Origin of the sequence: Dyella acidisoli (assembly GCF_030160295.1) — a bacterium.
GTDB lineage: Bacteria > Pseudomonadota > Gammaproteobacteria > Xanthomonadales > Rhodanobacteraceae > Dyella_B > Dyella_B acidisoli.
Window position 1 is genome coordinate 23,079 of sequence record NZ_BSOB01000053.1, and the last position, 18,174, is coordinate 41,252.

General features: G+C 59.7%; 7 protein-coding genes. 6 read left to right on the forward strand and 1 reads right to left on the reverse strand.

All coding sequences use genetic code 11. The annotated features are described in order from the left end of the window. Positions 1 to 419: 419 nt before the first annotated feature. The 3 genes from QQJ86_RS19855 to QQJ86_RS19865 all read left to right on the forward strand — a co-directional run bounded on the left by QQJ86_RS19855 (position 420) and on the right by QQJ86_RS19865 (position 12,597). Positions 420 to 10,217, forward strand: coding sequence for a YDG domain-containing protein (locus QQJ86_RS19855; protein WP_284322715.1), 9,798 nt, complete (start codon positions 420 to 422; stop codon positions 10,215 to 10,217). Beyond that, the gene (locus tag QQJ86_RS19860; protein ID WP_284322716.1) at positions 10,214 to 11,959 is read left to right on the forward strand and encodes a ShlB/FhaC/HecB family hemolysin secretion/activation protein; all 1,746 of its coding nucleotides are present in this window, start codon (positions 10,214 to 10,216) and stop codon (positions 11,957 to 11,959) included. The genes QQJ86_RS19855 and QQJ86_RS19860 overlap by 4 nt, the downstream gene beginning before the upstream one ends. A 128-nt stretch (positions 11,960 to 12,087) precedes the next feature. Next, positions 12,088 to 12,597 carry a hypothetical protein gene (locus QQJ86_RS19865; RefSeq protein ID WP_284322717.1) on the forward strand — a complete coding sequence of 170 codons (510 nt, stop codon included), beginning with the start codon at positions 12,088 to 12,090 and terminating at the stop codon, positions 12,595 to 12,597. Positions 12,598 to 12,614: 17 nt separating this feature from the next. On the opposite strand, the gene QQJ86_RS19870 is transcribed toward QQJ86_RS19865, so the two are convergent. Beyond that, positions 12,615 to 13,229, reverse strand: a complete 615-nt coding sequence (locus tag QQJ86_RS19870) for a hypothetical protein (RefSeq protein ID WP_284322718.1) — start codon at positions 13,227 to 13,229, stop codon at positions 12,615 to 12,617. A gap of 510 nt (positions 13,230 to 13,739) precedes the next feature. Here QQJ86_RS19870 and QQJ86_RS19875 point away from each other — a divergent pair. The 3 genes from QQJ86_RS19875 to QQJ86_RS19885 all read left to right on the forward strand — a co-directional run bounded on the left by QQJ86_RS19875 (position 13,740) and on the right by QQJ86_RS19885 (position 18,131). Beyond that, a complete protein-coding gene (locus tag QQJ86_RS19875) occupies positions 13,740 to 14,399 on the forward strand; it encodes a response regulator (RefSeq protein WP_284322719.1) in 660 nt (219 codons plus the stop codon). Positions 14,400 to 14,990: 591 nt separating this feature from the next. Further along, a complete protein-coding gene (locus tag QQJ86_RS19880) occupies positions 14,991 to 15,974 on the forward strand; it encodes a helix-turn-helix transcriptional regulator (protein ID WP_284322720.1) in 984 nt (327 codons plus the stop codon). 756 nt (positions 15,975 to 16,730) lie between these two features. Further along, complete coding sequence (locus tag QQJ86_RS19885; RefSeq protein ID WP_284322721.1) at positions 16,731 to 18,131, forward strand: alpha/beta hydrolase family protein; 1,401 nt, start codon at positions 16,731 to 16,733, stop codon at positions 18,129 to 18,131. Positions 18,132 to 18,174 lie beyond the last annotated feature (43 nt).

An 18,174-nucleotide genomic window follows, 5' to 3' on the forward strand; every position in this document is an offset into this window, starting at 1 on the left:
GTAGTTCCCGAGAATGGATTGCGCGTCGTTTGTCGTAGAAGAAGTCACGCGGCTGCGCGGAGCTGCATCGCGCATACGAGCCAATACCGGATGCGTAATGTTCCGGCAGCAAGCACTCAATGAAAGTCCAAGGAGCAGGGGGGATTTCGTTAGCAATTTTCGATTCGCGGACGAATCGGGAAGCGCCAGACGGGATCAGGGCGAGTCAAGCAGGGGTCGCCCGTCGTTAAACCGCACGTCACTCAACTGGCTTTGAGTCCAGCACTTTTTCGCGGCCTTTTTTAGGCCGCGGCGAATGCCGGGCACAAGCCGGAACGGTGCGTTGCGCGTGTGAATTGGATGCGTGCGCGGGTAGGCAAGCAAGCCGCGCTGCGCGTGAAAGAGCTGCCATTCCCCACATTTCGATCAGGTGTAGTGCCATGAATCCTAAGTGCCGCCCGAGCCAGAATCGCCTTGGTTGGCGAGATGCCGCCGTGTCCACCTCCGCCATCACGCCCGAAACCGTTTTACGCAAGCATGTGCTGGGTCGACGTTTTGCCGTGCTATCGCTGTTGGCCACCGCGCTGGGCATGACCGGACTTGCGTATGCAAGCGGTGGTCCGATTGGTGGACAGATTGTCGGTGGCTCGGGGCAGATCCAGCAGATCGGCAACGTCACCACCATTCACCAGAACAGCTCCACGCTGTCGCTGAATTGGCAGAGCTTCAACATCGCGCCCGATCAAACGGTGAACTTCGTGCAACCGGGCAGCGATGCGATTGCGATCAATCGCATCTTCAGCAGTACGCCGAGCGACATTTACGGCCATCTCAACGCCAACGGCCAGGTGTGGCTAATCAATCCGAACGGCGTGTTGTTCGGGCAAAGCGCGCAAGTGAATGTCGGCGGCCTCGTTGCATCCACGTTGGAGTTCGACGACAGTTCGCTCGATTCGAGCAGTCGTCGTTTCAGTGGTTCGGGCAAGGGCAGTGTCGTCAATCGCGGCAGCTTGCACGCAGCGAACGGCGGCTACGTGGCCTTGATCGGCAACCAGGTTTCCAACCAAGGCGTGATCACCGCGCAGCTGGGTACGGTGGCACTCGCTGGCGGCAGCGCCGTCACGCTCACCTTCAGTGGCAATCAGTTGTTGCATCTGCAGGTGGATCAAAGCACGTTGAACAACCTGGCGGAAAACCGTCAGCTGATCGTGGCCGACGGTGGCCGCGTGATCATGACTGCGGGCGCCAAGGATGCCTTGCTCGCCAGCGCAGTGAACAACACCGGCCGCGTGCAGGCGCAGACCGTGCAGAACCATGACGGCACCATCACCCTGCTTGGCGGCATGGAAGCCGGCACGGTGAACGTCGGCGGCACGCTGGATGCAAGCGCACCGAATGGCGGCAAAGGCGGTTCCATCGAAACGTCTGCGGCGAACTTCAATCTCGCCAGCGATGCACATATCACCGCGTCTTCGGCACACGGGCAGGCGGGTACCTGGCTGGTCGATCCTACCGATCTCACTATCGACAGCGCGGCGGCGACGACGATTTCCAACACGCTCAACGGTGGCACCAGCGTCACCGAGCAAACGACAGCAACCGGCGCAAGCGGCGCGGGTGTGCAGTCAGCCGGCGCGGGTGACATCAACGTCAATGCTGCAGTGAGCTGGAGCAATGCGAATGCCACGCTGACCCTGCAGGCGTATCACGGCATCAACGTGAATGCCGCGGTGAACGGTTCCGGCAAGGTGGTGATGGATGCCAGCGGCGCGAATCTCACCATCGCATCGGGTGCATCGATCACCGGTGGTGCGGGCGTAACGCTTGCCACCGGCGCTAACTTCGTCAACAACGCCGGCAGTGCGGCAGTGAGTGCGGGTAGCGCGAACTGGTTGATCTATTCGACCAATCCCTCGCTCGATACCATGGGCGGCCTTACGCCGAATTTCATCCAGTACCACGCGCCGTATCAGACGGCTGCGGCAACGTCAGGCAATGGGTTCCTTTACAGCGTGGCGCCTACGCTGACAGTTTCGGGCCTCACCGGCACCGTGACGAAGACGTATGACGGCACCACCGCCGCGACGCTGAGCGCTTCCAATCTCACCACGAGTGGATTGCTGACGGGCGACAAGATCGCTTCGGCGACCGGTACGTATGCATCGTCCGATGTCGGCAGCGGCATCGCAGTGACCACACCGTCGTCGATCTCCGGTTTCTCCATCACCAATTCGGCCGGCATTCCCATTTACGGTTACGGTTTGCTCGGTTCGGCCACGGCGGATATCGGCAGCATCAGCAAGGCGCTGTTGACGGCCAGCATCGTCGGCAATCCCACCAAGGTATACGACGGTACGACGACCGCCACGCTGAGTTCGTCGAACTATCAGATCAACGGTTTCGTCGCCGGGCAGGGTGCCACGGTGAACCAGCCGAGTTCCGTTGCCTACACGGGTGCGAGCGCCGGCCCGGATACGGTCAACGCGACGTTCACCATCACGAATTTCGTCGCCAACTCCGGCACCAAACTTTCCAACTACACCCTGCCGACGTCCGCGACCGGCGCAGGCACGATCACGCCGGCACCGTTGCTGCTCAGCGGTTTGTTGGCGAACAGCAAGGTGTACGACGGCAGCACTGCGGCCGCGTTGAACCTCGGCAACGTGAGCTTGTACGGGGTGATTTCCTCGGATACCGGCAACGTAACGTTGAACAGCGCCGGCGCCATAGGCCAATTCGCCACGGCTAATGCAGGCAATGGCATTGCGGTGAGCGTCAGTGGTTTCACGCTTGGCGGCACCAAGGCCAGCGACTACCAGATCACTTTCCCGACCAATCTCACGGCCAACATCACGCCGAAAAACCTGACCGTCGGCGGCGTGACGGCTAGCAATAAGGTGTATGACGGCACCACCGCGGATACGCTCAATACCGGCAGTGCCACGCTCAATGGCGTGGTGGGCAGCGATAGCGTTTCGCTCGCGGGTTCTGCTGCCGGTACTTTCAGTCAGTCGGACGTGGGCAACAATCTCGCCGTAAGCGTGAGCGGCCTGAGCCTTACCGGTGCGGCAGCAGGCAATTACACGTTAACGCAGCCGACAGGGCTTGCCGCCAATATCACGCCGCGGCTGCTGACGGTTTCGTTCAACGGTAGTCCTGCGAAAATCTACGACGGCACCGATGCTGCTACGTTGACCAGTTCTGATTTCACCATCAATGGTTTCGTGAGTGGACAGAGTGCGGTGGTTGCGCAGAGCCCGGCGATCTATGCGTCGTCCAATGCTGGTACGGGCATTGGCGTAACGGCCACGTTGCAGCCGTCGGATTTCACACCAGGCTCAGGTACATCGCTGTCGAACTACACGTTCAACAGCGCAGTAACGGGTACGGGAACGATCAATCCGGCACCGCTGTTTGTTTCCATTGTCAACAACCCCACCAAGGTTTACGACGGCACCACCGCTGCCACGCTGACGGCTGGCAATTACACGTGGTCCGGCTTGATCAATGGCCAGAGCATTACTTTCAATGGACCGACGGCAGGTACGTACGATTCGGCCAATGCAGGTATCGAAGGCGTCAGCGCGACGCTGACGAGCGGAAATTTCACCGCGGGATCGGGCACGCTGCTATCGAATTATCTGTTACCCACCTTGGCCACCGGCTTCGGCACGATTACGCCAAGGCCCGTCGGCATCAGCATCAACGCGGCCATCAACGGCAACCCGACCCGGGTGTACGACGGCACCACTGCGATCACCCTCACGCCTTCGCAATTCACGCTTACAGGTTTCGTGAACGGCGACAGCGCGACGGTGAACAAGAATATCAGTGGCACATTCGCTAGCAAGAACGTCGGTTCGCAGCCACTGACCGCGACACTGCAGGAAGTGGATTTCAATTTCTCCGGTACCGACGAGAGCAACTACACCTTCCCCGTGAGTGCATTCGGCACGGGCACCATCACGCCGGCACCGTTGACGGTAAGCCTGATCGGCAATCTTAATAAGGTTTATGACGGCAGCTCTGTTGCACAGTTGACGTCCTCCAACTTCCAGATCAATGGCTTCGTCAGTGGCGAAGGCGCTACCCTCACTCCGACCACATCGTTCAACTACGCCACGGCGAATGCCGGCAGCAGCATCGCCATCAGCGGCACGCTTACTGGTAATAACTACACTGCCAACAGCGGCACGCAGCTGTCCAACTACACGCTGGCTACCTCTGCATCGGGCCTTGGCAACATTAACCAGGCGCCGTTGTTCATCACCGGCGTGTATGCCACCAACAAGGTCTACGACACCACCAACAGCGACACGCTCAATGTGTCCGCCGCCGGACTGGCGGGTCTCGTCGCTTCGGACGTGGGCAACGTCACGCTGGCGACGTCCACATCGGGCACGTTTGCGCAATCGAACGTCGGTAACGGCATCGGGGTGACTGCCAATGGTTTCTCCATTTCCGGTAGCGCCGCGTCCAACTATCTGCTGCAGCCGATCACCGGCCTCGCCGCGAACATCACGCCCAAGGCGCTGACCATCAGCGGCGTCACTGCCACCGACAAGGTTTATGACGGCACCACCAGCGATACGCTCAATGCGGGTAGCGCCACACTCAACGGTGTGTTGGGTAGCGACAACGTCACACTGACCTCGTCAGGGGCTGGCGGTACGTTCAGCACGGCCAACGTTGGCAACAATCTCGACGTGGCCATAGGTGGCTTTGCACTTGGCGGTGCGCAGGCCGGCAACTACACAGTGGTGCAACCTTCCGGGTTGACAGCGAACATCACGCCGCGTCCGCTCACTGCAACGATCACCGGCAGCCCGACCAAAGTCTACGACGGCACCAATTCGGCCACGCTCACTGCGAGCGATTACACCTTGAGCGGTTTTGTGACCGGGCAGGGTGCATCGATTCCGCAGTCCGCTACCGCCAACTACGCCACGCCGAATGCAGGCACCGGCCTGGGTGTGCAGTCCACGCTGGTGGTTTCGGATTTCGTGGCCAACAGCGGCACGCTGCTTTCCAACTACATTCTGCCCACCAGCGCGACCGGCAATAACGGCGTGATCACGCCCTACGTGCTCAATCTCAGCGGTACGCGCGTGTACGACGCCACTACCACCGGCGCCGCTTCCCTGTTCGGCACCAGCGGTGTTGTTACCGGCCTCAATGGCGATCAACTCACGCTGAGCGGCTCGGGCACCGTATCCAGCAAGAACGTAGGGACGTACACGGGCACGTCCCAGTTCAACCTCAACACGTTGTCGATGACTGGCAACGGCTCTGCACTCGCCAGCAACTACACCCTGGTGGGCGGCATCGATACGTTGATCATCACGCCGGCCATTCTCACCGTGTCGGGCACGGTGGCCGCCAACAAGGTGTACAACAACAATACGGTTGCATCGCTCAGTGGTTCGACGCTCAATGGCGTGTTCAGCGGCGACACCGTGACGCTGGGCAACGACACCACCGGCACCTTCGCCACCAAGAACGTGGGCAACGGCATCGCCGTCAGCACCAACATGAGCATCGGCGGCACGGATGCCGGCAACTACATCGTCCAGCAGCCGACCGGTATTGCGGCCGATATCACGCCGCTTGCCATCACGGTGACGGCGACCGGCACGAACCGCCAGTACAACGGTTCGGTGAACGATACCGTCACGCTGGCCGGCACGCTGGCTGGTGATAGCGTCACCATCAACGACACCTCGTCCACTTTCGGTGATGCGAACGTGGGCAACGGCAAGACGGTGACCGTCGGCGGCATCAGTCTGAGTGGCGCGAGCGCGGGCAATTACACGCTTAACAACACCTCTACGACGACCACGGCGGATATCACGCCGAAGATTCTCAACCTCTCCGGCACGCGCGTGTACGACGCGAACACGGATGCCAATGCCAGCCTGTTCGGTAGCAGCGGTGTGATTTCCACCGGTGTCGGCACGGAAACCGTGAACCTTGGCGGTTCAGGCGCGGTGTCGAGCAAGAACGTGGGCAGCTACACGGGTGGCAACTTCAATCTCAGCACGCTGGCATTGAGCAACGGTACGGGCCTGGCCAGCAACTACACGTTGGTGGGCGGCACCGATACGTTGACGATCACCAAGGCGCAGTTGAGCGTCACCGGCACGGTGGCAGCAAACAAGGTGTACGACGGCACTACGGCCGCACTGCTGAGCGGTTCCGTATTGAATGGCGTGCTCGGCAGCGACAACGTCACGCTGGGTAACGACACCAACGGTACGTTCGCCACCAAGAACGTAGGCAACGGCATCGCCGTCAGCACCGGCATGACCGTCAGCGGCTCGGATGCCGGCAACTACACGCTTACGCAGCCGATCGGCATCACCGCCGACATCACTCCGCTGCATATCACTGTTACTGCCACCGGCACCAATCGTCTCTACAACGGCACGGTGAACGATGCAGTGACCCTGGCCGGCACGGTGTCGGGCGATCAAGTCACCATCAATGACACGTCTTCCACCTTTGCCGATGCGAACGTGGGTAACGGCAAAACGGTGACGGTCAGCGGCATCAGCCTGAGCGGCGCCAGCGCAGGCAACTACATTCTCGACAACACCGCGACCACCACCACGGCGAACATCACGCCGGTGATCCTCAACCTCAGCGGCACGCGTGTGTACGACGCCACCACCGGCGCGGGTGGCACGCTGTTCGGCAGCAATGGTGTGATTTCCACGGGCGTCAATGGCGAAACCGTGAACCTCAGCGGTTCGGGCATGGTGTCGAGCAAGAACATCGGCAGCTACACGGGTGCGAACTTCAACCTCAGCACGCTGACGCTGGGCAACGGCACGGGCCTGGCCAGCAACTACACGCTGGTGGGCGGTACCGACTCGTTGACGATCACCCCGGCCACGCTCACCGTCAACGGTACGGTGGCTGGCAACAAGACGTATGACGGTACCACTGCCGCCTCGCTGAGCGGCTCGGTGTTGAATGGCGTGTTTGCCGGCGACAACGTGACGCTGGGCAACGACAGCACCGGCATCTTTGCCAGCAAGAATGCGGGCAACAACATTGCCGTCGGCACCAGCATGACCATCAGCGGCACGGATGCGGGCAACTACATCCTGCAGCAACCGACGGGCGTCAGCGCCAACATCACACCGGTGGTGCTCAATCTCAGCGGCACCCGTGTGTACGACGCCAACACCGATGCCAACGCCAGCTTGTTCGGCACCAGCGGCGTGCTTGCTGGCATCAATGGCGAAACGGTGGACCTCAGCGGTTCGGGCGCCGCATCGAGCAAGAACGTAGGCAGCTACACGGGTGCCAACTTCAACCTCAATACGTTGACGCTAGCCAACGGCACGGGCTTGGCCAGCAACTACACGCTGGTGGGCGGCAGCGATGCGCTGACGATCACGCCTGCCACGCTTATCGTCACGGGTACGGTCGTTGGCACCAAGACCTACGACGGCAACACCACCGCGCAGCTGAGCGGCTCCACGTTGAGTGGTGTGCTGGGCAGCGACAGCGTCACGCTGGGTAATAACAGCACCGGTACGTTTGCTTCGCCGAACGCCGGCACGGGTATTGGTGTGAGCACCGGCATGACCATTGGCGGCGGCGACGCCGGCAACTACGTGCTGCAGCAGCCTGCCGGTCTCACCGGCACCATCAACCCCTATGTGCTCAACCTCAGCGGTACGCGTGTATACGACGCCAACACGGATGCGAACGCTGGCCTGTTCGGCAGCAACGGCGTGCTCAGCGGCGTGAACGGTGAAACGCTGACCTTGAGCGGCAGCGGCGCTGTATCGAGCAAGAACATCGGCAGCTACACGGGTGCGAATTTCAACCTCAACACGCTTTCGCTGACCGGCAACGGTTCCACACTGGTCAGCAACTACACGCTAGCCGGCGGCACCGACACGCTGACGATCACACCGGCCACGCTTACAGTGACCGGCACCGTTGCGGCCAACAAGACCTACGACGGCAACACCACTGCGCAACTCAGCGGCTCTCAGTTGCAGGGCGTGCTGGGCAGCGACAACGTCGTACTGGGTCATGACAGTACCGGTACGTTTGCCTCGCCGAATGCGGGCAACAACATTGCCGTCAGCACCGGTATGACTGTCAGCGGTACCGATGCGGGCAACTACATCATCCAGCAGCCAGGTGGCATCGCCGCCAACATCACGCCCTACGTACTCAATCTCACCGGTACGCGCGTATACGACGCGAACACGGATGCGAACGCCAGCCTGTTCGGCAGCAACGGCGTACTCACCGGTGTGAATGGCGAAACACTCACGCTGGGCGGCAGCGGCACTGTGTCGAGCAAGAATGTGGGCGGTTATACGGGAGCGAATTTCAATCTCAATACGCTGTCGCTGACCGGCAACAGCGGCGCCTTGTCCAGCAACTACACATTGGCAGGCGGCACCGACAATTTGACGATCACGCCGGCCACGCTCACCGTCACCGGCACCACGGTGCAGACCCGTCAATACGACGGCAGCACCACGGCGCAGCTGAGTGGCTCGCAGTTGCAAGGTGTGCTCGGTGGCGATGCGGTTGTCTTGGGTAACGACACCACCGGCACATTCGCGTCGCCCAACGCGGGCAATGGCGTCGCCGTCGGCACTGGCATGACTGTGGGTGGCACAGATGCGGGCAACTATGTGCTCGTGCAGCCCGGCAACCTCACTGGCACCATCACACCGCATGTGCTGGACCTGACCGGCACGCGCGTGTACGACGGCATGACGGACGCCAATGCCGGCCTGTTCGGCAGCAATGGTGTGCTTTCCACCGGTGTCGGCGCCGAAACCGTGAACCTCAGCGGTTCGGGTGTGCTGGCCAGCAAGCATGTGGGCACGCAGTCGTTTGCCAATCTCGGTACGCTGCTGCTAAGCAATGGCTCCGGCTTGGCCAGCAATTACACGCTGGTAGGTGGCACCGATCAGGTGACCGTCACGCCGCTGGCCATCACGGTTAGCGCGAACGGTCAGAACAAGATTTACGACGGCAACACCACGGCCGGCGTCACGCTGGGCAGCAACGGCGTGCTGGCGGGTGACGTGGTGAACTTCAGCGATGGTGCCGCCCACTTCAGTTCGCCGAATGCCGGCAGCAATGTATCGATCGCTGTGACCGGTATTACCGCTTCGGGTGCGGATGCCGGTGACTACAGCTTCAACAGCACGGCCAGCACCAGCGCCAACATTAATCCGTATGTGCTAAGCCTTACGGGCACGCGTGTGTATGACGGCACCACGGGTGCGGGCGCCGACTTGTTCGGCAACGGCGGCGTGCTCACGGGTGTGAATGGCGAAACCGTGACGGTCAGTGGCATAGGCGTGCTCAGTAGTAAGAACGTAGGTTCGCAGCGCGCGTTCGCCAACTTGGGTTCGCTGGTACTGGGCAATGGTACGGGTCTGGCCGGCAACTACACGCTGGCCGGCGGCACCGATTGGGTCAGCATCACGCCGGCTACGTTGACGGTGATCGGTACGACCACCACCAACCGCGTCTACGACGGCACCACTAACGATGCGTTGAACGGCGCAACGTTGAGTGGCGTGTTCGGCAACGACAACGTGGTGCTCGGCAACGATACCGTTGGCCAATTCGGCGACAAGAATGTCGGGAACGGCAAGACAGTCAGCACGGGCATGACCATCAGTGGCAGTGATGTCGGCAACTACATCCTCGTGCAACCTACCGGTTTGATCGCGAATATCACGCCATTGCAGATTGTGGTGATCGCTACCGGCACCAATCGCATGTACAACGGAAAGACGGGTGATGTGATTTCGCTCAGCACCAACGGCGTGCTGGCGGGTGATCAAGTGAGCCTCACGGATACTTCGGCCAATTTCGCCGACCCGTATGTGGGCAACAACAAGACCGTTACCGTGAGTGGCATTGCGGCGGGTGGTGCGAATGCGGCGAATTACTTGATCGTCGATCCCGTCACCACCACCACCGCCAACATCACCAGCGCAGGTTTTGATGGCACCGGCGTGCAGGGCAGTTGGATCGCCCAACTACAGGGGGGGCTGCAGCCGGCTGCCATCGCCACACCGTACGGCTCCAGCGATGCCGATGCGGTGGGCGTGTTCACAGGTAACCAGAAGCTGCGTCATCGCCCGATCGAACGTAACCGCGCGCGTTCGGATTTCCGTACCGGCCTTTCGCTGCAATTCCAGAACGGCGGCGTGCGTCTGCCCTCGGATGCCTCGCCATGAAAACCCATTCCAAGCGGTCCTACTTCCCCGGTGAACTCATGAACAACGTGCCGCATTCGGCGACACCTCGCCTTACCCTGATCTTCGTTGCGCTTGCTGCTGCGCTGTGTGTATCGAACGTGCATGCACAGCACGTCACCCCGCCGCAGACCAACAGCGGCCAGTTATTGCAACAGATGCAACCGCCGCCGCAGCAGCCTTCGTCGAATCTGGATCTCAACATCCAGAAACAGAAGGCTGCGCATTCCGAAGACAACACCAAGTTCTTCGTGCGCTCGATCGAGATCACCGGCAACAGCTTGATCAAGACTGACGCCTTGCATTCGCTAGTGGCATCAGGCGAAGGGCATGAGCTCAGCCTCAACGATCTCGACGATCTCGCCGCGAAGGTCAGCGATTACTATCACGATCACGGCTATCCGCTGGCCACGGCGTACGTGCCCGCGCAAACACTGCGTGAAGGTGTAGTGCGCATTGCGGTGGTCGAAGCACGTTATGGCAAGGTGGAGCTGCAGAACCAGAGTTCCGTCGGCAACTATCCGCTCGGCGCAACCTTGTCGCCGCTGCAAGCGGGGCAACCCGTGCGTGAATACGGACTGGAACGCAGCCTGCTGCTGCTGTCGGACGTGCCCGGCGCCATCGTCAGCTCCGTGATGCGCCCGGGTGAGGCAGAAGGCACGTCGGATCTGATCGTAAACGTGACCGACGCGCCGCGCTACACCGGTACGCTGGGCATGGACGATTACGGTAACGCCTATACCGACCGCGTGCGTTTTTCCGGCACGTTCGACGTCAACGGCTTGTTCCACCAGGGCGATGTGCTGGATTTCAACGGCGTCAGTTCCGGCGGTGGCATGAGTTATGGCCATGTCGGCTATCGCTATCTGCTGACGGGACAGGGCACCACGATTGGCATGGCAGTCTCGGGCCTCACCTACAAGCTGGGCAATGGCCTGTCCGATCTGCATGCACACGGCACCGCCACCACGCAGAGCGTGAACTTGTCGCAGCCCTTCATCCGTAATACGGCGGGCAACCTGTATGCGCAGTTGGAGTTCGATCACAAGCGTCTGCGCGACGACATCGATCTGGCTGGCATCGAAACACATCGCCATTCCAATAGCTGGGTGTTGACCGTGGCGGGTGATCAACGCGATCACACCGGCATCACCAACTTCAATATCAGCGGTACGCATGGTCGCCTGTATGTGGACAACTTCCAGACCTTGTTCGTCGATTACTTTGGTGCACGTACCTCAGGCAGCTACACGAAGATCGATTATTCCGTATCGCGCCTGCAGCAGCTGAATGTCACCAACGCGTTGTACTTCGGTTTCTCCGGGCAGCACGCGAACAAGAACCTGGACACGTCCGAGCAGTTCTATCTTGGCGGGCCCAGCACAGTGCGCGGCTACGATGTGGGCGTGCTGTCCGGCGCGCAGGGCAGCTTGGCCACCCTCGAATACCGCCACGATTTCGCCATCTCGGCATTGCCGGGTCCGTGGCAGGCTTCGGCATTCGTCGACAGCGGCCGCGTGCAGGTCTACAAGCAACCTTTCATTCCTGGCCAGAACAGCGGCCGCCTGAGCAGTGCCGGTATTGGTTTGCATTGGACCGCGCCGCACGATTGGGTGATCGGTACAAGCGTGGCAAAACCGATCGGCAACAAGCCAGAGTTGGCCGGTCCGCATACGGGTACATCAACCCGGTTTTGGTTGCAGGTGCAGAAAGGGTTTTATTGAACCCATAGGTCGGCTGGGTATGATGCTTCGTAGGTTGGGGTGCAAACCCCGACATCGTGATATATGCATGCATGGCGATGTTGGGGTTTGCACCCCAACCTACGTTTGGCCAACGGAGGCAGCACGTCATGAAGCCAGCCTATGGGTGGATCGCAATCCTGTTTCTCTTGGCGTGCGCCGCTCACGCCCAAGCAAACATTGACTGCAGCACCGCCAAAACTGCGAACCCGGCCAATGCCACCTACACCATCGAAGGCGACACCGTGACACTGGTGAATGGCGCACATTCGCAGCCCGCGGCGCCGGGGTCGCATACGGTTCACGAAACTCGCCTGATCAAGGGAATGCAAACCTGCGGTGAATTCGATGGCAAACCGGTGGTGGTCGTGTTGCTTAGCGACGATCCCGGCGGCAGCGGCACATTTATCTACATGGCCGCAGTAGGGCAGGATGGACACAGCTATCCCTCCGTGCTGCTCGGTGATCGCGTGAAGCCGAAGAGCATCGTGGTCGAGAAGGATCTGATCGTAGTCACGTATCTGGATCGCGCCGCGAACGAGCCGATGGCGTCATCGCCGACGATGACGATAGTGCGACGGTTTGGATTGCAGGGCGAGCACCTGGTGGATCAGCCTTAGGTGTTCCACAGCTGTCATCACGGCATTGCCATTGCGACGATATTTCCACCGGGCTTGCCTTCCAGCGCCGCCTTGGCAATCGCCGCATCGCTTTGGGTTGCCGTCGCCAGCACGATCACCGTATCTGACGCACCTTGCGTATCGCGCACGGTGAATCGCAAGGTGTGCACGGCAGCTGCCGGTTGTTTCGCCACGGCTGTTGCGTAACGCGCCAGGCAGCGCGACAAACCGATGTCTTCTACGTCGCAGAAGGCGATGTGTTCGGCGTGCGCAAAAGTGGGTTCGTAGTTGCCATGGCAATACATGGCTGCATCATTCATTGCTGCCTGTTGCGCATCATAAGCAGCATTGTCTGTGCATCCTGCATGTTGCGAGGAAGTGGCGTCCAAGCTTGCCCGGCATTGCGCGGCATTGTCCGGCGAGGTGAGGCATACCGCAGTGATGCCTTGTGCGCCAGGCGCTACTTCAAATGGCGTCAAGCCTGGTGACGGCTTGGGCGCGCGCAGTGGCACAGGACGGATCACAGTGGGAAAGATGGTGCCGGAAATGCGTGCCGCATCCTGCGTGGTTTGAGCCGTTGCGCAGGCGGGAAGGGCAAGCAGAAGCAGACCGACGCGTGCGAAAGCGTTCATGGCTGTTCCTCGATCATCGATAGCTTGTCACTGCACGGTGGACGGTAGTCCAGGCGATGCCCACGATGCGTATCAGCCGTCACAAAACGGCACTAACAAACGCGCATCATCGATTTGCACGATGTCTTTCCAACACACTCCTACCTACGCTGGGGAGTGGTTTTTCTCACACGCACTGGGAGTAGGTGGTAGCTCACATCGCCGAAACATGGTGCTCATCCGATTTTGTGATGGCCGTCCCAAAATGACTTCATCTCGGAGCCGTCATGAGTATTCACAAGCGACATCCTCACTAGACTTCGCTGTTGTTCGCGGTGATTGCCGCGGTGCCGATGACAGGAATCGGCGTCAGTTTCAAATTCCATAACGCAGAGTGGTACTTATCGCAAAACCGGCGGCCCAAAAATAACCAGAACGCTCATGCGCCTATGCATGGCTTCTGATGTGTCCAAAGAAGAACGGCAGCTTTATGCCTTTGATGCATAAAGCCTTGGGAAAAGCGGGTGAAGCGTGCGGGTTGTTATAGCGGATGACCACGAAGTGGTGCGTATTGGTTTGCGCACGATCTTGCAACATAGCGGCGAGGGTTATGAAGTCGTCGGGGAGGCTGCCGGCGGCCCCGAGCTGATCAAGCTGCTGGCCGATACGCCATGCGATCTGGCCATCGTCGATTTCCTGATGCCGGATGAAACCGCAGCGCGCGCGCTGGACGGCGTCGCGCTGCTGCACGAATTGCGCCGGCGTTATCCCACGCTGCCGATCATCGTGCTGACGATGATGCGCAACACCGCCATCTTCCGCACCATGTACCAGGAAGGTGCGAATGCCGTGGTCGAAAAAGGGGCGATCGTCGACGAATTGCTGGTTGCACTGCGAACGGTGCGCAGCGGACGCATCTACGTCAGCAAATACCTCACCCGGCAATTGGCCGGCGACAGCGTAGTGCAACGGCAGGTGGAACGCGGTACGCCGAAGCCGATCCTGTCCAGGCGGGAGGTGGAAGTGATCCGCATGTTCGCTCAAGGGCATAGCGTTACCGAAATCGCTGCGCTTACGCATAAGAGCGTCAAGACCGTAAGCCGGCAGAAACGCAGTGCGATGATGAAGCTGGAGCTGAGCAGCGATAGCCAGCTTTTTGAGTACGTGCGGACGCATGGGTTGGCGGGGTAGTTGTGCATCATCCCAGCTTTCGTTGGGATGACGAATCGTTTGGATGCTTGCATTGCTGCCGGCGAGCTAGCTGCATCACCTATCAATCCCATGATCCACATGACCCATACTCAGAACGTTATGCACGCTGATCATCTCTACACATTTCTTTGACATACATTGAGATTCTTCTTATTTCATTCGATTGAAATGCCGCCTATTCTCCTGACAAGCCTTAATGGCTTGTTGGCTCTCTTCTTCGACAAGCACGCTTTCTGAGCGTGCTTGTTTTAGTGGTTGAGCCTTGAGGCGGCATTCCCTGCAAGGATCGCAAGGTATGCCAGCGTCATGAGATGACAGAGTCGCAACAGGGGTGTCATTCATGCTTACCGCAAAGCATTGTCGTGCGTACAACGCTGCCGTCAGGCAGTCCGGTGCCAATGGCACGCCATACAAACCTCCATCGATCGAGTCTTGACGAAACGCGGCACGTTTGCCGCGCTTCGTGTATTCGCCAGCAAGGCAGTACAAGCACGTACATCTGTAAACCATGGCCATGCCATCACGCGTGGTCGTTTGCAGCAGCCGAATCATCGAATCGAGGGAAGCAGCATGGCGTCATCTGCAGCCGTGGCCGAACGCAAATATTCACTGCCTGGTATCGTTGTCATCCGGCGCATGCTGGAGCTATGCAGCCTGGAAGCGGTCTCCTTGCAGGAGGGCGGTCTTAGCGGTGGCTTTGGCAGTTGCCATTACACAGGCGGCATGTTCGGCAGCGCCGCGATGGATTTCGCCCTGCATGGGCGCTTAGTGCCGCCGCCGGGACATTACCTTTCCTGCTATGTGCATGAAACCGCGCCGGAAAGCTGGTGCGCCGGCATGCCTTTGATCGCGGATACGTTGTTGATCGTGCTGCCCGGTAGTGCATGCGAGTTGATGCTGGGGCCTGGCTCGCGCATCAGCATGGCGTTGGCGCCGCTCCATGGTGGCGTAAAGCGCACCATCGACGCCCATCCGGATTCCTTCGGTTTATCCGGCCGGCAGTTTTCTTTGTTCCATCCAGAAAGTCATGCCGGCACGCCGTGGCGCGCTTTGTATGAAATGTTGTCTGACGGTTTGCTGGGTGAGAACAGCCACGGATTGTCACGGCTGCTGGAAAGCGAAGCGGCGGATTTTCTGATCGACGATCGCGGACTGCGAGCACTGCTCACCAGCGCCGCCTTGGTGCCGCCGTATTCGTTCGGTTACCGCGCGCATTACCCGGCGTTCCGCAAGGCCGTGCAATTCATGCGCGAAAATCTGCAACGCGATATCTATATGGAAGAAGTGGCGGCAACGGCGCAGATCAGCGATCGCAGCCTGCGCCTGGCGTTCGACGATCTCCTTGGCATATCGCCGACGCGCTATCTGACCTTGCTCAGGCTGCATGAAGCCAGTCGCCAGCTTTCCACCCACGGCACGCAGCGGCTGTCGGTGAAGTCGGTGGCGATGAACTGCGGCATCTGGAACCTCTCGCGTTTTGCGGCGAATTATCGGCGGGCGTTTGATGAGCATCCCAGCGATACGCTGATGCGTACGTGCAGCTTTGCTTCGTGATGCTTGCGTCGCCCTTTTGCTCCCTCTCCCCTCTGGGGAAAGGGTTGGGGTGAGGGGGGGGGCAACCTCGCGAGAACTCACATTGCCGTCATGCCCGCGAAAGCGGGCATCCATTTTGCTCTTGGCGATGTTGGTGCATGTCCTGGTGTTGTGACCTTGCCTGCGGCGCTTTCGGAGCTTTCGGACCCTAAAGGGCCCGAGTCACTTTTCTTTGCTGGCCCAAAGAAAAGTAACCCAAAGAAATGGCCTGAGAGGCTCGCGGCACGGGGAAGGGAAAAGCCCGAACGTTTATGGCTAGATAGGTGGTTGGTCGCCCAAGGTTCTACACCCCCGCTATACCGCGAGGCGTCGAAGCCCTGAGGGCTTAAAGCGCGCCTGCCGAGAGGCTGAGCTTTGTCGAGATCTGCCTTAAGTCCTCAGCGCTTCGACGCCTCGCGGTATAGCAGGGTGGTAGAAGCTTGGCCCGCCAACGATCAAGGCAGGGCGACATCCATAAGGCTTGTAACCTCTGCAATGCCATGAGCTCTTGAGGCCATTTCTTTGGTTGGGCCCGCAAAGAAAAGTGACTCGGTCGCTTCGCGACCGAAAGCGCCGCAGGCAATGTCACAACACCACGACATGCCCAGCTGAGGCGAGACGCTATTCAGGTGCAAGCAGGGGAGCGGGCAGGCCGGGCTCTTGCATTGCACTTCAGCTTTGGCGCAAATACCTCCACGGAATACTGGCAAGCCCGAAACACCTGTCCCGGGGGAATCCATGCATAAACTGACGTTGACGGCCATCGTTGCGATGGCACTTGCAGTGGGAGTGCAGGCTAGCGCCCAGGATGCATCGGGCTACTGGGCCGGTGTGCTGAACGATCGCATCCATATTCTTGTGCACGTCACTGCAACAGCAGACGGACGGCATGAAGGCACCATCGAAAATACCGACAACGAATCAGGGCCGCTGCCTTTCAGTGCCATCGATATTCACGGCAACCATTTGCGTCTTGCTGCGGACAAGATTGGTGGTTCCTACGATGGAAACTGGGACGCCCATGAGCAGGCCTGGGTAGGCAGCTGGACCATGCAGGGGCAAACCTTGCCGCTGGTACTCAAGCACACGGCGGCACCCAGCACAGCATCAAAACGCATGGCTCGGCCGCAGGATGAGGCCATCGCCAAAGGCCCGCTTCCGTATCTCCAGGAGAATGTTGTTTTTCCCAACGACGCCGCGCATGTCACTTTGGGCGGCACGCTTACCAAACCCAAGGGAGCGGGGCCTTTTCCTGCCGTTGTCCTTATTTCCGGCACGGGTGCCAATACGCGGGATGAAGTGAGTGCGGGGCACAAGATATTTCTCGTGCTCGCCGATGCGCTGACACGCAAGGGCATTGCCGTGCTTCGTTACGACAAGCGCGGCGTAGGCGAATCTACCGGCGACTTCGGTAGCGCGACCACGGCAGATTTCGCATCGGACGCGAAGGCAGCGGTGGAGTGGTTGAGCAAACGGTCGGACATCGATCATGCGCATATAGGTGTTATGGGGCATTCCGAAGGTGGCGTGATCGCGCCGATGGTTGCGGTGGCCGATCGGAACGTTGCCTTTGTCGTCATGCTTGCAGGGCCTGGAGTGAGGGGCGACAAACTCTTCGTCGAACAGGCCTATGGGGTGGCCTTGGCAAGCGGGACACCGGCCGCTTATGTGGCAAAGCGAAGGGCGTTCGACCAGAAGCTTTATTCGGCCGTGGTTGACGCCAACACGCATGATCAGGAAGTGGATCGCGTGAAGGCTGTTATCGACAGCGGTCTGGCTGAAAAAGTGATCGAGCCCAAAGAGGCGGAGAGCCTGCCAGGCGATGTGATGCGACCCTGGATGGAACAATTCCTCAAGCTTGATCCGGCGATTGCGTTAAAACAGGTCACCGTACCGGTGCTGGCGCTCAACGGTTCGCTGGATCTTGCCGTGCCGGCAAAACTGAATCTGCCCGCGATCCGGCAAGCGCTAAGCGGAAATCGAGATGCAACGGTGATCGAAGTCGCCGGGTTGAATCATCTGTTCCAGACCGCAAAAACCGGCGCACCCAGCGAGTTCGCGCATATCGAAGAGACCGTGGCGCCTTCTGCACTTTCCATGATTACGGACTGGGTGGTTTGTCATACTCATGCACCGTAGGTTGGGCTGCAAACCTTGATATATCCCTACACTTTGGTTTGAT

Excerpts from the sequence above, each read along its gene's own strand:
- QQJ86_RS19880 (WP_284322720.1), top strand. The coding sequence starts at position 14,991 with ATGGCGTCATCTGCAGCCGTGGCCGAACGCAAATATTCACTGCCTGGT.
- QQJ86_RS19855 (WP_284322715.1), top strand. The coding sequence starts at position 420 with ATGAATCCTAAGTGCCGCCCGAGCCAGAATCGCCTTGGTTGGCGAGAT.
- QQJ86_RS19885 (WP_284322721.1), top strand. The coding sequence starts at position 16,731 with ATGCATAAACTGACGTTGACGGCCATCGTTGCGATGGCACTTGCAGTG.
- QQJ86_RS19870 (WP_284322718.1), bottom strand. The coding sequence starts at position 13,229 with ATGAACGCTTTCGCACGCGTCGGTCTGCTTCTGCTTGCCCTTCCCGCC.
- QQJ86_RS19860 (WP_284322716.1), top strand. The coding sequence starts at position 10,214 with ATGAAAACCCATTCCAAGCGGTCCTACTTCCCCGGTGAACTCATGAAC.
- QQJ86_RS19865 (WP_284322717.1), top strand. The coding sequence starts at position 12,088 with ATGAAGCCAGCCTATGGGTGGATCGCAATCCTGTTTCTCTTGGCGTGC.